Origin of the sequence: Achromobacter sp. Marseille-Q0513, from assembly GCF_018195695.1 — a bacterium.
Taxonomy (GTDB): domain Bacteria; phylum Pseudomonadota; class Gammaproteobacteria; order Burkholderiales; family Burkholderiaceae_B; genus Achromobacter.
Genome location: NZ_JAGTJY010000042.1, coordinates 21120 through 35900, shown reverse-complemented (window position 1 = coordinate 35900; position 14781 = coordinate 21120). Strand labels below are relative to the sequence as shown.

Sequence of the window (14781 nt, the reverse complement as noted above, 5' to 3'; positions counted from 1 at the left end):
CGTCTGTGAAAGTAGGTCATCGTCAGGCTTTTATTGCTCAGAACCCCGCAGCTCACCGCTGCGGGGTTTTGTTTTTGCGGGTACGCAAATGCCGGGACGCCTTAAGGGCGGACGGGCTGTGCGCCGGCCGCCTGGCCAGTGCCGGGCCAGGATGTACCTGCCATGGCACGCACCTGACATGAATACAAGAAGGCCCCGCGGCTCGCGCCGCGGGGCCTTTGCTTTAGACGTGGACGATAGAGAATGTGGGCTGCCTGACCATCGAGGATGCGGGCGCCAAAGCGCCACGGGTTGCAGAGATTCTCCAGCGCCAGCTACCGGCGCAAGGACTCAAACAAACTCGCCTGCAGCAACGCCGGGCGGGATCTGCGCCGCGCCTTGCCTAGGCAGCCAAGAACTCACGGATCCGTTCCACCGCCTGCCGCAAGGGCGGCAGGAAGTCCTCGCTCAGCCGGCGCATCGGCACGCGATCGGCTAGCACGCTGACGTTCACGGCGCCGCAAACTTGCCCGCTGGCCGATCGTAACGGCACCGATATCGCCCGCACATTCAATACCAATTCCTGGTCCACCATGGCGTAGCCCTGTTCAGCGCTGCGTGCCAGTTCGGCGCGTAACTGCGTTTCATCGACCAGCGTGAATTCAGTATGGCGGCGCAAGTCCACTGCGGCGAAATAGCGCGCCAGCGCCGGCTCCGATAACTGTGCCAGCAACGCGCGGCCGATCGAGGTGCAATAGGCCGGCAACCTGCTGCCTAGTCCCATGGAAGTGGCCAACAGCCTGTGCACCTCAGAGCGCGCTAGGTACAGCATTTCATGGCCTTCCATGATGGCCAGCGCACAGGTTTCGTTGATGGTCGCGCTCAGCTCTTCCAGTACCGGTTGTGCCAGTGAGACCAGTGGTGTGGATGAGAAATATGCGTAGCCCAGTCCGAGGATGCGCGGCGTCAGCACGTATAGCCTGCCCTGTTTTTCGGCAATGCCCAGCAATATCAGCGTATGCAGGCAACGCTGCACCACCGCGCGCGGCAAGCAGGCGCGACGGCTCAGCTCGGCGGCTGTCTGCGGATGGAGGCGCGTGCCGAAAGCGCGGATTACGTGCAACCCCCGGGCCAGCGTGAGCATGTAGTCGGGGTCCCCGCGCAGCAGATCAGGATGGTCTTCGGCGGCCAGCGGCGCGGCGTAGCCGGGAGGCGGCGAGTTGGGTAGCATCAGGTGATCTGCAGCGGCGCTTCGGTGCGCCGCTGCAACTCCTCCAGCGTCAGTCCGTCGATCATATCCCGTACCCGCAGACCGTCGGGCGTGACGTCGATGACCGCCAGATCCGTATAGACACGGCTGACCACGCCGGCGCCCGTCAGCGGCAGCGTGCAGTGCTGCAGCAGCTTGGGCGCGCCGTCTTTGCTGTTGTGTTCCATCATGATGAACACGCGCCGGGCGCCGACCGCGAGATCCATGGCGCCGCCCACGGCGGGCGCTTCTCCTGGCCGCTTGAGCGACCAGTTGGCCAGGTCGCCGTTGGCGGCGACCTGCATGCCACCCATGATGCAGATGTCCAGATGGCCGCCACGCATCATGGCGAAGGAGTCGGCATGATGGAAGTAGGCGCCGCCAGGCAGCAGTGTGACGGGCGCCTTGCCGGCATTGATCAGGTCCAGGTCGATGTCGGCCTCGGCCGGCGGCGGGCCCATGCCGAGGATGCCGTTCTCGCTGTGGAGCACGATTTCACGGTCCGGCGGCAGGTGCGCGGCGACCAGCACGGGCATGCCGATGCCCAGGTTGACGTAGCTGCCGTCGGGGATGTCCTGCGCCAGCCGGCGCGCCATGGCGTCGCGGGTGAGAGGGCGGTACATGCGGGCTCCTATTGAACGATGCATCAGCTGGAGAAAGCGCTTTCCGTTACCTGCGCCACCCGCTGGACGAAGATGCCGGGAGTCACGATGGCTTCGGGCGACAGTTCGCCGAGCGCGGCGCGGGCGCGGACCTGTGCAATGGTGATGCGCGCCGCCATGCACATGACGGGGCCGAAATTGCGTGCGCTCTTGTTGTAGGTCAGGTTGCCCCAGCGGTCGGCCCGGTCCGCCTTGACCAGCGCGAAGTCGCCGCGCAGCGGGGTCTCGAATACGTGTCCGCGTCCGTCGATGATGCGGGTTTCCTTGCCTTCGGCAAGTTCGGTGCCGTAAGCGGTCGGCGTGAAAAAGCCGCCCAGGCCGGCGCCCGCGGCGCGCAGGCGTTCCGCGATGGTGCCTTGCGGAACGCACTCCAGCTCGATGCGGCCTTCGCGGTAGAACTCGTCGAATACCCAGGAATGCGAGGCCTTGGGAAAGGAGCAGATGACCTTGCGCACGCGGCCGGCCTTGATCAGTGCGGCCAGGCCGGTGTCGCGGTTGCCGGCGTTGTTGCTGACCACGGTCAGTCCGTGCGCGCCCTGGTCGAGCAGCGCATGAATCAGCTCGGTGGGCATGCCCGCGCCGCCGAACCCGCCGATCAGCACCGTGGCGCCGTCATGCACATCCGCCACGGCGGCTTCCGGACTGTTCATGAATTTGTCGATCATGACGCACTCCCTTCACGGAATTCAATTCAGGCTGATGCGGGCCTGTCTGATGATGTCGGCGTAACGATCGGAGTCCTGCCGCATCAGCGCCGCGAACTGTTCCGGCGAGCTTTCGGCGGGCAGGAAGCCGGCATCCAGGAATTTCTGCCTGACATCGGGTTCACGGACGATCTCGCTGATTTCTCGCGCCATCCGCGCGATGATGGCCTGCGGCGTGCCGGCAGGCGCCATCAGGCCTGCCCAGGAACCGGTGACGAAACCCGGCATGCCGGCTTCTTCCATGGTGGGGATGTCCGGCTCCGTGGGCCAGCGTGCTTTGCCGGTGAAGGCCAGCGCCTTGAGCCTGCCTTGCTTGACGTACTGCATGGGCACCAGGATGGGATCGAACACCATCGACACGCGGCCGCCCAGCAGATCCGTCAGGATGGGGGCGCTGCCTTTGTAGGCGACATGGGTCATCGCCAATTTGTTGCGCAGCGCGAAGTCGGCGCCGGTCAGGTGAGCGCTGGATCCGTTGCCGCTGGAGGCATAGGTGAGCTGGTTCGGATGCTGGCGGCCGTAGGCGACCAGCTCCGCCAGGCTGTTGACCGGCAGGTCCCGGGATACGAACAGGAACAGCGGCAGCTCGGCCATCTGCGTCACCGGCGTCAGGTCTTCCGGCTTGTACCCCAGCTTGTACAGGTGGAAGTTGATGATGTGCGCGGGCAGCATACTGAGGAAGGTATAGCCATCCGGCTCGGCCTTGGCGGCGACTGCCGCGCCCAGGCTGCCGTTGGCGCCGGGACGGTTCTCGACGATGATGGTCTGCCCCAGTCTGGGGCCGAGCTTCTCCGTCACGATGCGGGTCACCATATCGGTGGAGCCGCCGGGCGTGTAGGGCACGATGATCCTGATGGGGCGGACCGGCCAGTCGCCCGCAGCGGGGGCAGGGGCGGCCTTGGCGCCCGCGCCGGCGGCAACCGCGGCGGCGCAAAGCAGCGCCTTGATCAGTGAACGGCGGTCCGGCGCCAAGGCGCGGCGGGGCTGTGGCTTGCTTGTGTGTGCCATCGATCTGTCTCCTCCTTGACGTGCTGGCTCTTGATGCGCCGCCCGTGTTTTTGCTTGGTTCTTGCCTGTTCCCGGGCGGGTCGGCGCGTAAAAAAAGTATGGCACGCGGGTCCGGCAGTCCTGGCTTGTCGCAGGCCTTAAAAAGTTCGATCACCGGACCGCGACGGCGCCGCCCGGCGGTGCGGGCATCGGGTTTTCTCTAGGCCCGGTTCCGTTGTTCACGCCATGGACATGGCGTAATCTGGCGACCGGTCCGCAATCCTGGACCTGGATTTCAATGCGCGGGGCAGTCTACGAGGCTGCCGCGCGCGCATTCTGGAGAGACAACAATATGAAGCAGTTCTTCTCGTTGGCGGCCGGCGCTCTCGCCCTGGCCTGCGCGTCCCAGGCGGCGGTTGCCGGCCCCACGCTGGATGCGGTCAAGAAAAAGGGTTTCGTGCAGTGCGGCCTGACCGACGGCGTGTCGGGCTTCTCCGCCACCAACAGCAAGGGCGAGTGGGAAGGCATGGACGTGGACATCTGCCGCGCGGTGGCGGCGGCGGTGTTCGGCGATCCGACCAAGTTCAAGGGCACCGCGCTGTCGACGCAGCAACGCTTCACCGCCCTGCAGTCGGGCGAAGTCGATGTGCTGCTGCGCACCGTGACGCTGACGCAGACCCGCGACACCTCGCTGGGCCTGTCGGCCGTGGCGGTCAGCTTCTATGACGGCCAGGGCATCCTGGTGAACAAGAAGCTGGGCGTCAAGAGCGCCAAGGAACTCAACGGCGCCACGGTCTGCGTGCAGCCGGGCACGACCACCGAACTCAACCTGGCTGACTGGTTCCGCGCCAACAAGATCGAATTCAAGCCGGTGGTGATCGACAAGGTCACCGAGGTCGTGCGCGCCTTCGAGTCGGGCCGTTGCGACGCCTTCACCGACGACGCTTCGCAACTGGCCGCCGTGCGCGCCACGCAGGTCGCCAAGCCGGACGACTACGAGATCCTGCCTGAACGCTTCTCGAAGGAACCGCTGGGCCCCATGGTGCGCCAGGGCGACGAGAACTGGCTGGGCATCGTGCGCTGGACGCTGTTCGCGCTGCTGGAGGCCGAGGAATACGGCATCACGCAGAAGAATGTGGATGAAATGCTCAAGAGCAACAATCCCAACGTCGCGCGCATCCTGGGCGTGACGCCGGGCGCCGGCAAGAACATGGGACTGGACGAGAAGTGGGCCTACAACGCCATCAAGGCGGTGGGCAACTACTCCGAAGTGTTCGAGCGCAACGTGGGCAAGGACAGCAAGCTGAACCTGCAACGCGGCACCAATGCGCTGTGGAGCAAGGGCGGCGCCATGTATCCGTGGCCGATCCGTTGATCCGCTGAGCATGGCCTGATGGCCCAGAACGGCCCGCGATCGCGGGCCGTTTTCCTTTTGTGCCTGCCTGTTGGCATCCGGCATGGCGCGACGGTGCCGACGGCATAAATTCCGATGGCCGGAACGTGTGAAATGGTTCCATGAGCAGCCGCGCAGATGGCCCCACCAGGTTTGCGTTACCCTACCTATCATGCCTGTCGGGCCCTCGCGCGCAGCCGCCGGCCCGCACTCGATATAACAACCAGGGAAACACGATGAACGGCGCTGACAGTCTTTGCGATACCCTTCTTGCCAACGATGTGGACGTCTGCTTTGCCAATCCGGGCACGTCCGAGATGCACTTTGTGGCGGCGTTGGATCGCAAGCCGGACATGCGCTGCGTGCTGGGCCTGTTCGAAGGCGTCGTGACCGGCGCTGCCGACGGTTATGCGCGCATGGCCGACAAGCCCGCCGCCACGTTGCTGCACCTGGGGCCGGGCCTGGGCAATGGCCTGGCCAACCTGCACAACGCCAAGCGCGCGCGCACGCCCATGGTCAATATCGTGGGTGATCATGCCACCTATCATGTGCAGTACGACGCGCCGCTGACCAGTGATGTCGAGGGCGTGGCGCGGCCCATGTCGCATTGGGTGCGGCGCACGCTCACCGCTGGCGCGATCTCGGCCGACGCGGCAGAGGCCGTCGCCGTCGCGCGACGCGAGCCCGGCAATATCGCCACGCTGATCCTGCCGGCCGACGCCGCCTGGACGGACCTGCCGGCGGGCGCGCCGGCGCCCGTGATCGCGGCGCGCGAAGCCGCGCCGCGGACCTCGGCCGAGGCCGTGCGCGCGGCCGCCGATGCCATCCGCAGCGGTGAGAACACCGTGCTGATGCTGGGCGGCGCCGCGCTGCGCGGTCGCGCGCTGGAAGCAGCGGGCCGGATCGCCCGCGCCACCGGCGTGCGCCTGATCTCCGAAACCTCCAATCGCCGCATCGAGCGCGGTCGCACGCGCACGCCGGTGGACCGGCTGCCCTATCCGATCGATCTGGCCGTGGCCAAGCTCAAGGACGCGCGGCGCCTGGTGCTGGCCGGCGCGCGGGCGCCGGTGGGCTTCTTCGCCTATCCGGGCAAGCCCAGCCTGCTGGCGCCGCCCGATTGCGCACAGGTCGTGCTGGCCACGCAGGAACAGGATCTGACGCAGGCGCTGGAATGGCTGGCCGATGAGCTGGGCATCGCCGACGACGCGCCGCGCCTGGCCGCGCCGGCTCCGACCTACGAGGTGCCCGCCAGCGGCAAGCTTACCGGCGCCGCCGTCAACATCCTGGTCGCGCATACCTTGCCCGAGCAGGCCATCGTGTGCGATGAGTCCATCACCCAGGGACGCGAATTCCCGCTGTACAGCGTCAGCAGCGCGCCGCACGACTGGCTCATGCTTACCGGCGGCGCCATCGGCATCGGCCTGCCGCTGGCCACCGGCGCGGCGGTCGCGTGCCCGGACCGCAAGGTGGTCACGCTGCAGGCCGACGGTAGCGGCATGTACACGCTGCAGGCGCTGTGGACCCAGGCGCGAGAGAACCTGGATTGCCTGACCATCATCCTGGCCAATCGCTCCTACGCCACGCTGCACGGCGAAATGAAGAACGTGGGCGTGCTGGAACCTGGCCGCAATGCGCGCCGCATGCTGGACCTGCAGGAGCCTCACCTGGAATGGGTGCCGCTGGCGCGCGGCATGGGCGTGGACGCGGTCAGCGTGGATACCATCGAGGGCTTTGCCGATGCGCTGCGCGCGGGACTGAAGCGCCGTGGACCGTTCTTGATCGAAGCGCTAATCTGAGACGCTCGATTCAAATCAAGAAAGGGGGAAGCGCATCATGAAGTTCGCCGAGTTCAAGGACGGCATGCTGATCAAGGCCGGGCCCGTCACCGTGACGGAGGCCGAGATCCTGGAGTTCGCCCGCAAGTTCGATCCGCAGTGGTTCCACACGGATCTCAAGCGCGCGGCCGAGGGGCGCTGGGGCGGGCTGATCGCCAGCGGCTGGCATACCTGCGCGCTGGCCATGCGCATGGCGGTGGATGCGGCGCTGCACGATTCGGAGTCCTTCGGCTCGCCCGGCCTGGGCGAGGTGCGCTGGCGCGTGCCGGTGCGCCCCGGCGACCAGCTGCGGCTGGACGCCAGGGTGCAGGGCGCGCGCAAGTCTTCCTCGCGTCCAGACCTGGGCATCATCACCTGGGCCTGGACTGTGTTCAACCAGCACGACGAAGCCGTGCTGGAACTGGACGCGACCAGCTTGTTCGACCTGTCCGGCAACGCCTGAACGGACGCCTGGCTGGCGGCTGCTAGCGCTTGCCGGCCTGCTTGAGGATGGCCGCGGCGTCAGGACCGGCGGCCGTCTTCCAAGCGGATACAGCGTCCGCTGCCGCGTCTTTCAGCGCCTTGCGCACGGACGCCGGCACCTTGGCATTGATGGCCACGCCGTTCTTGCGCATGTTGGCGTAGTTCTGCTGCAGCCGGCCGTCGATGCGTTTCCACTGCTCGCTTTCCGTCTGCGCGGCGGCCTGGTCGATGGCGCGGCGAGCGCGGGCGTCCAGCGACTGGTAGGCCTGCAGGTTCATCGTCGCCACCGACACCGGCATGGCGTAGTTGATCTCGGCGAAGTGGGGCAGGTATTCCCACAGCTTGCGGCCGGCGCCGCCGTCGCCCGAGGACAGCACGGCGTTGACCTCGCCCGAGGCGATGCGCGGCATGGCGTCGGCGAAGGAAATGTTCTGCGCCTGCGCGCCCGCCTTGCGCAGCACGTCCTGCGAGGTGGCGTCGTAGGTGCGGATACTCAATGACTTGAGCGCGGCCAGGCTGTCGATCCTGCGCTTGGACCAGATGCCCGAGGCCGGCCACGGCGTGGTGTAGAGCAGCTTCTGGCCGTGTTCGGCCAGCAGCTTTTCATAGGCCGGCCGCGCGGCCTTGTTGAGGTTGCGCGCCTTGGCCAGCGAGTCGGCCAGGAAGGGCAGCGAAGACACGCCGAACAGCGGGTACTTTTCCGCCAGCGCGCCGGCGAAGGCATCGCCCGCGTCGATCTTGCGTGCTTGCACGGCGGCGATCATGTCGCCCGACTTGATGCCCTTGGCGGCGTCATAGCTGGCCTCGATGATCACCTCGCCGCCGCTCCTGGCCCGCACCAGCTCGGCGAAGGTGGACACGCCTTGTCCGGGCATGGATGTGGCCGGGTACTCGGTGGCCATGGTGAGGGTGGTGGCGGCGTGGGCGCCATGGCCGATGAATGCCATGGCGATGCACGCCATCAGGCGCTGGGATGGGTTGCCTTGCATGCGCGACTCCTGGTCGGTCGAAAAAAGCCGGGGTCGGACACGCAAAAGGGGGGCGCAAACGCCAGGGAAAGTGCCAGGCCAATATGCCTACAGCGTACGGCGCGGGCCGTACCGCCGCCATGCGGGCTTTCGCGGATACGGCGAATGCCAGGCGAAAAAAAACCGGCCCGAGGGCCGGTTTTCTTCGAGGGCAGGGCGGATCAATAGAACGCCTGGATGCCCGTCTGCGCGCGGCCCAGGATCAGGGCGTGCACGTCGTGGGTGCCTTCGTAGGTGTTGACCACTTCCAGGTTGACCAGGTGGCGGGCCACGCCGAACTCGTCGGAGATGCCGTTGCCGCCCAGCATGTCGCGCGCCAGGCGAGCGATGTCCAGGGCCTTGCCGCAGGAGTTGCGCTTCATGATGGAAGTGATTTCCACCGCGGCCGAGCCCTCGTCCTTCATGCGGCCCAGGCGCAGGCAGCCTTGCAGCGCCAGCGTGATCTCGGTCTGCATGTCGGCCAGCTTCTTCTGGATCAGCTGGTTGGCGGCCAGCGGGCGGCCGAACTGCTTGCGGTCCAGCGTGTATTGGCGGGCGGTGTGCCAGCAGGCTTCGGCGGCGCCGACAGCGCCCCAGGCGATGCCGTAGCGGGCCGAATTCAGGCAGGTGAAGGGGCCCTTCAGGCCGGCCACGCCGGGCATCATCTGCTCGGCCGACACTTCCACTTCGTCCATGACGATTTCGCCGGTGATCGAGGCGCGCAGGCCGACCTTGCCGTGAATGGCCGGGGCCGACAGGCCCTTCATGCCCTTGTCGAGGATGAAGCCGCGAATCTTGCCGTCGAAGTCGCCGCCCACGCACTTGGCCCAAACCACGAACACGTCGGCGATGGGGGAGTTGGTGATCCACATCTTGTTGCCGGTCAGCTTGTAGCCGTCGGCGGTCTTGACCGCGCGCGTTTCCATGCCGCCGGGGTCGGAACCGTGATTGGGTTCGGTCAGGCCGAAGCAGCCGATCCACTCGCCGCGGGCCAGCTTGGGCAGGTACTTCTGTTTTTGCGCTTCGCTGCCGAATTCGTTGATGGGCACCATCACCAGCGAGGACTGCACGCTCATCATGGAGCGGTAGCCGGAATCCACGCGCTCGACTTCACGGGCAATCAGGCCGTAGCTGACGTAGTTCAGGCCGGCGCCGCCGTATTCGGCGGGGATGGTCGCGCCCAGCAGGCCCAGTTCGCCCATTTCGGAGAAGATCGCCGGATCGGTCTGCTCGTTGCGGAACGCGTTCAGCACGCGCGGGGCCAGCTTGTCCTGCGCGTAGGCCTGGGCGGCGTCGCGCACCATGCGTTCTTCTTCGGTCAGCTGCTGGTCCAGCAACAGGGGATCTTGCCAGTGAAACGAGGGATTCGAGGACATGCTGGGTCTCCGTGATGGATTTCCGTATTCGGAATCGGAATGCTGAAAAGTTTAAACCTAAAATAATTCGGGCGGCAAGTCGGGTTTGCGCGGCCCCGCGCGGGGGCCGCGCCGCAACGCCTGACGGCGCTAGGACTTGGCCTGCAGGGCGGCGTCGCGGATCCTGGCCAGCGTGGTCGACGGGGAAATGGTCTCCGGATCGATCAGGCAATGCAGGATGGCCGGCTTGCCGCTGGCCAGCGCGCGCTCGAAGGCCGGGCCGAACTGCTCGCTGCTTTCCACCCGCTCGCCATGGCCGCCGAAGGCGCGCGCGTAGTCGGCGAAGTCGGGGTTCTTGAGCGCGGTGGCGGAAACGCGGCCGGGATAGTGCTTTTCCTGGTGCATGCGGATGGTGCCGTACATGCCGTTGTCGACCAGCACCACGATGATGGGCAGGTCGTACTGCACGGCGGTGGCGAATTCCTGGCCGTGCATCAGGAAGCAGCCGTCGCCGGCGAAGCAGACCACGGTCTTGTCGGGATGCACGCGCTTGGCGCCCACCGCCGCGGGCAGGCCATAGCCCATCGAGCCCGAGGTCGGGGCGAGCTGCGTGCCGTAGCGGGTAAAGCGATGGAAGCGGTGCAGCCAGGTGGCGTAGTTGCCGGCGCCATTGGTCATGATGGCATCGGCCGGCAGCGTCTTTTGCAGGTAGGCCATGACCTCGCCCATCTGCAGCGCGCCGGGCGTGCGGATGGCGGCGGGGTCGCTCCATTTCAGGTACGACTCGCGCATGGCGCGGGTGTCGTCGGCCCAGGAGGGGGCGGCAGGCGCCTTCAGGCCGGCCAGCGCCTCGGCGAAGGCGGCGGGCGAGGTGTTGATCGCCAGCGTGGGGCGGTACACGCGCGCCAGTTCGGCGCTGTCGGGATGCACATGGACCAGCTTCTGGCGCGGCACCGGGATGTCCAGCAGGGTGTAGGCCTGGCTGGGGTTTTCGGACATGCGGCCGCCGACCAGCAGGATCAGGTCGGCGTCGGCCACGCGCTTGAGCAGCGCCGGGTTGATGCCCAGGCCCACGTCGCCGATGTAGCAGGGGTGGTCGGCAGGGAACAGCATCTGGCGCCGGAATGACACCGAGGTCGGCAGCGCATGGCGCTCGGCGAAGGCGGCGAACTGCTGCACGGCCTGTTCGCTCCAGCGGCTGCCGCCAAGGATGGCGACGGGCCGGGCGGCGTTGGCCAGCAGTTGTTCCAGGTCGGCCAGCTGGCCGGCCGAGGGCGCGGCGTCGATGGGCGCGAAGCGCGGCGCGTCGGCCACGGCGGCGGCCTCGACCAGCATGTCCTCGGGCAGCGCGATCACCACGGGGCCGGGGCGGCCCGAGGTGGCGATGTGGAAGGCGCGCGAGACCAGCTCGGGAATGCGCTCGACCTGGTCGATCTCGGTGACCCATTTGGCCTGGGTGCCGAACACGGCGCGGTAATCCATTTCCTGGAAGGCCTCGCGCTCGCGCATGCCGCGCTCGATCTGGCCCACGAACAGGATCAGCGGAGTGGAGTCCTGCTTGGCGATATGCACGCCTGCCAGCGCGTTCGAGGCGCCCGGGCCGCGCGTGACCATGCAGATGCCGGGTTCGCCGGTCAGCTTGCCGTGCGCGTCGGCCATCATCGCGGCGCCGCCTTCCTGGCGGCAGACCGTGACCTGGATGTCGGCGTCATGCAGGCCGTCCAGCACCGCCAGGTAGCTTTCACCCGGCACGCAGAAAACGTGTTTGACGCCCTGGGCGACCAGCTGGTCTACCAGGATGTGACCGCCGAGACGGGATTCTTGCTGGGCCATAGGGGTATCGTCGCGATGAGCCGAGAATGAGATGACTGAGCATATGTGCCATCAGCGCACAATGCAATTGATAAAATTGCACAATCTATTGATCCCCCGGCACGTCGAGGCCGGCCATTCGGGGTTCTGTCCGCCATGAGAAACGGCATTCCCAATCTGAGCGCGTTGCAGGCTTTCGAGGCCTCGGCCCGGCTGGGCAGTTTTTCCCGCGCGGCCGAGGAACTGTCCCTGACCCATAGCGCCGTCTACCGGCAGGTCGCCAGCCTGGAAGCGCGGCTGGGCGTGCAGCTGTTCACCCGGGTGCGGCGCCGCATCGCGCTGACGGAACACGGCGCCGAGTACGCCGGGCGGATCCGTCACCATCTGGACCAGATCGAGAAGGACACCTTCGGCCTGGTCAGCCGCACCGGCATGGGCCGCAGCATCCATATCGCGGTGGTGCCCACGCTGGCGACCACCTGGCTGATTCCCCGGCTGCCCGATTTTCAGCGCGTCCATCCGGACATCACCGTCAGCCTGTCGGTGCGCACGCTGCCCTTCCAGTTCAAGGACCAGCCTTTCGATGGCGCGCTGTATCACGGCGACGGCCTGTGGCCGGGCACCCAGGGCGCGCTGTTGTTCCCCGAGCGCGAGCTGGTGCCGGTGTGCGCCCCCGAGCTGGCCGCGCGCATCACCGGCCGAGGCGCCGAGGCGCTGGCCGGCCTGACGCACCTGCACCTGAGTTCGCGGCCGGACGCCTGGCGCCAGTGGTACGCGGCCAATCAATACCTGTATGGTCCGCAGGCGGCGGGCGGGCCGCGCTACGAACTGTTCACGATGGTGATGGCGGCGGTGCAGGCCGGGCTGGGCGTGGGCCTGATGCCGCGTTTCCTGGCGCAGCCCGCGCTGGACCAGGGGGCGCTGGCCTTGCCCGTGCCGCAATCGCTGACTGTCAGCCAAGGCTACTTCTTCGGCTATCCGCAGCGCAGCGAGCGCTCGGAGGCGCTCAAGCTGTTCGAGGCCTGGCTCCAGGTCGCGGCGGCGGGCGTGGGCGCGCGTTGAATGCGTAGAATGTGCGCCAGCCTTCATCCCATGCCGCCTTCATGACAGAGACCCGCGCGCCGCTCGCTTCCCAGGCCGACATCGACGCTTTCATCGACGCCGTCTGGCTGGAGGATGGCCTGTCCGCCAATACGCTGGCGGCCTACCGGCGCGACCTGACCGGCTTCGCGCGCTGGCTGGAAGACCCGGAAAGCTACGCGCGCGAGATGGCCGATCGCTACGGCGAGGCGGCCGGCGGGCAGGCGCTGCCGGCCGGGCCGGCCAAGACGCTGGCGCAGGCCGGCAAGGCCGACATCGAAGCCTGGTTCGCGTTCCGCCACGAAGAGACCCGCGCGGCCACGGCCAACCGGCGGCTGGCGGCGCTGCGCCGCTTCTACGCCTGGGCCCTGCGCGAGCATCGCGCCGAGCGCGATCCCTGCCTGACGCTGGAGGCGGCCAAGCAGGCGCCGCGCATGCCCAAGATCCTGTCGGAGGCGCAGGTGGATGCCTTGCTGCGCGCCCCCGACCTGGAACAGCCCCGTGGCCTGCGCGACCGGGCCATGCTGGAAACGCTGTACGCCACCGGCCTGCGCGTTTCCGAACTGGTCGGCGTGCGCGCGCTGGACGTGAGCCTGAACGAAGGCGTGGTGCGCGTGGTGCTGGGCAAGGGCGGCAAGGACCGGCTGGTGCCGCTGGGCGCCGAGGCGGCGCACTGGATCGACCAGTACCTGGCGCGCGCGCGCCCAGAGCTGGCCGCCGGGCGCGTCAGCGACGCGCTCTTCATTACCGGCCGAGGCGAGGCCATGACGCGCCAGGCGTTCTGGCAGCTCGTCAAGAAATACGCGGTGCTGGCCGACGTGCGCGCGCCGCTGTCGCCGCACGTGCTGCGGCACGCCTTCGCCACGCATCTGCTGAACCACGGCGCCGATCTGCGCGTGGTGCAGATGCTGCTGGGCCATGCCGACATCTCCACCACGCAGATCTACACCCACGTCGCGCGCGAGCGCCTGAAGGCGCTGCACGCGGCCCACCATCCCCGCGGCTGAGCGACGGCCCGCCGCCCATTTTCCCGTCCCGATCCATGAGCAAAGCCCGCCACGTTTCCGAAACGCCCGCCACGCAGTTCCTCAAGCAGAACAAGGTGGCCTACACGGAACATACCTACGACTACGTGGACCATGGCGGCGCGGGCGAGGCAGCGCGCCAGCTGGGGCTGGACCCGCACGCAGTGGTCAAGACGCTGGTGATGGAAGACGAGGCCGCGCGTCCGCTGATCGTGGTCATGCACGGCGACCGCGAAGTCTCCACCAAGAACCTGGCGCGCCAGGCCGGGCTGAAGAAGGTCGCGCCCTGCCATCCCGACGTGGCGCAGCGGCATTCCGGCTATCAGGTCGGCGGCACTTCGCCGTTCGGTACGCGCAAGCGCATGCCGGTCTGGGTCGAGGCCGAGGTGCTGGACTATCCGGTGGTCTATATCAACGGCGGCCGCCGCGGCTATCTGGTCGGCATCGATCCCAAGGTGCTGGTCAGCCTGCTGGACGCCAAGCCCGTGACCGTCGCGCTGGAATAGGGGACGCTCGACGCGTGGTAGCGGGATACCACCCGCGCCGGCGCGAGCAGGGCCACAATGGCCTGCAGGCAGAAGAACCGGCGTTGCAGCCGGCGCCCAGCCCCCACCCCCAGGAGACGAGAATGAGCAAGACTTTGCTGATGCTGGTCGGCGACTATGCCGAAGACTACGAAACCATGGTGCCGTTCCAGACGCTGCAGGCCGTCGGCTACACGGTGCATGCCGTGTGCCCGGGCAAGAAGGCCGGTGAATCCGTCGCCACCGCGATCCATGATTTCGAAGGCGCGCAGACCTACAGCGAGAAGCGCGGCCACAATTTCGCGCTGAACTACGATTTCGACCGCGTCGAGCCCTCGTCCTACGCGGGGCTGGTGATCCCCGGCGGCCGCGCGCCGGAATACCTGCGCCTGAACGACAAGGTGCTGGATATCGTGCGGGCCTTCGACCAGGCGAAAAAGCCGATCGCGGCCGTGTGCCACGGCGCGCAGCTGCTGGCGGCCGCCGGCATCCTGAAGGGACGCACCTGCTCGGCCTATCCGGCCTGCGCGCCCGAAGTGCGGCTGGCGGGCGGCACCTATGCCGAGATCGCCATCGACCAGGCCCATACCGACGGCAACCTGGTGACCGCGCCGGCCTGGCCCGCGCATCCGGCCTGGCTGGCCCAGTTCCTGGCCGTGCTCGGCACGAAGATCACGCATTGAGCTGAACGCGCCGCGGGCCATGTG

General features: G+C 67.4%; 14 protein-coding genes. 7 read left to right on the top strand and 7 right to left on the bottom strand.

Features of this window, described 5'->3' with window-relative positions; genetic code table 11:
- Positions 1–382: 382 nt before the first annotated feature.
- Genes KDH83_RS11430 through KDH83_RS11415 form a run of 4 tightly spaced genes read right to left on the bottom strand, consistent with a single transcriptional unit; the run spans position 383 to position 3602 of the window.
- Positions 383–1210 (bottom strand): IclR family transcriptional regulator C-terminal domain-containing protein, encoded by an 828-nt coding sequence (locus tag KDH83_RS11430; protein WP_212315623.1) that lies wholly within the window; start codon positions 1208–1210, stop codon positions 383–385.
- Entirely contained in the window at positions 1210–1851 is a 642-nt protein-coding gene (locus KDH83_RS11425) for a 3-oxoacid CoA-transferase subunit B (RefSeq protein ID WP_212315615.1), read from the bottom strand. Before KDH83_RS11425 ends, KDH83_RS11430 begins: the two co-directional genes overlap by 1 nt.
- A 23-nt stretch (positions 1852–1874) precedes the next feature.
- A complete protein-coding gene (locus KDH83_RS11420) occupies positions 1875–2555 on the bottom strand; it encodes a 3-oxoacid CoA-transferase subunit A (RefSeq protein ID WP_212315613.1) in 681 nt (226 codons plus the stop codon).
- 21 nt (positions 2556–2576) lie between these two features.
- Positions 2577–3602 (bottom strand): tripartite tricarboxylate transporter substrate binding protein, encoded by a 1026-nt coding sequence (locus KDH83_RS11415; protein WP_212315611.1) that lies wholly within the window; start codon positions 3600–3602, stop codon positions 2577–2579.
- A gap of 331 nt (positions 3603–3933) precedes the next feature.
- Here KDH83_RS11415 and KDH83_RS11410 point away from each other — a divergent pair, with 331 nt between their 5' ends.
- From KDH83_RS11410 to KDH83_RS11400, 3 genes are all read left to right on the top strand, one after another.
- A complete protein-coding gene (locus KDH83_RS11410; RefSeq protein ID WP_212315609.1) occupies positions 3934–4956 on the top strand; it encodes an amino acid ABC transporter substrate-binding protein in 1023 nt (340 codons plus the stop codon).
- Positions 4957–5210: 254 nt separating this feature from the next.
- Positions 5211–6770 carry an acetolactate synthase large subunit gene (locus KDH83_RS11405; RefSeq protein ID WP_212315600.1) on the top strand — a complete coding sequence of 520 codons (1560 nt, stop codon included), beginning with the start codon at positions 5211–5213 and terminating at the stop codon, positions 6768–6770.
- 37 nt (positions 6771–6807) lie between these two features.
- Positions 6808–7251 (top strand): MaoC family dehydratase, encoded by a 444-nt coding sequence (locus KDH83_RS11400; protein WP_212315598.1) that lies wholly within the window; start codon positions 6808–6810, stop codon positions 7249–7251.
- A gap of 22 nt (positions 7252–7273) precedes the next feature.
- Here the strand turns inward: KDH83_RS11400 and KDH83_RS11395 are convergent, their stop codons facing one another.
- From KDH83_RS11395 to KDH83_RS11385, 3 genes are all read right to left on the bottom strand, one after another.
- Positions 7274–8260 carry a TRAP transporter substrate-binding protein gene (locus tag KDH83_RS11395; RefSeq protein WP_212315596.1) on the bottom strand — a complete coding sequence of 329 codons (987 nt, stop codon included), beginning with the start codon at positions 8258–8260 and terminating at the stop codon, positions 7274–7276.
- Between the two features lie 200 nt (positions 8261–8460).
- Positions 8461–9654 carry an acyl-CoA dehydrogenase gene (locus KDH83_RS11390; protein ID WP_103275767.1) on the bottom strand — a complete coding sequence of 398 codons (1194 nt, stop codon included), beginning with the start codon at positions 9652–9654 and terminating at the stop codon, positions 8461–8463.
- A 129-nt stretch (positions 9655–9783) separates the two neighbouring features.
- The gene (locus KDH83_RS11385) at positions 9784–11466 is read right to left on the bottom strand and encodes a thiamine pyrophosphate-binding protein (protein ID WP_212315594.1); all 1683 of its coding nucleotides are present in this window, start codon (positions 11464–11466) and stop codon (positions 9784–9786) included.
- Positions 11467–11601: 135 nt separating this feature from the next.
- On the opposite strand from KDH83_RS11385, the gene KDH83_RS11380 reads away from it, so the two are divergent.
- The 4 genes from KDH83_RS11380 (at position 11602) to KDH83_RS11365 (ending at position 14757) form a co-directional block, all read left to right on the top strand.
- Positions 11602–12507 (top strand): LysR substrate-binding domain-containing protein, encoded by a 906-nt coding sequence (locus KDH83_RS11380; RefSeq protein WP_212315592.1) that lies wholly within the window; start codon positions 11602–11604, stop codon positions 12505–12507.
- Positions 12508–12548: 41 nt separating this feature from the next.
- Complete coding sequence (gene xerD / locus KDH83_RS11375; protein WP_212315590.1) at positions 12549–13532, top strand: site-specific tyrosine recombinase XerD; 984 nt, start codon at positions 12549–12551, stop codon at positions 13530–13532.
- Between the two features lie 35 nt (positions 13533–13567).
- The gene (gene ybaK / locus KDH83_RS11370; protein WP_103275764.1) at positions 13568–14056 is read left to right on the top strand and encodes a Cys-tRNA(Pro) deacylase; all 489 of its coding nucleotides are present in this window, start codon (positions 13568–13570) and stop codon (positions 14054–14056) included.
- Positions 14057–14178: 122 nt separating this feature from the next.
- A complete protein-coding gene (locus tag KDH83_RS11365) occupies positions 14179–14757 on the top strand; it encodes a DJ-1/PfpI family protein (protein WP_212315589.1) in 579 nt (192 codons plus the stop codon).
- Positions 14758–14781 lie beyond the last annotated feature (24 nt).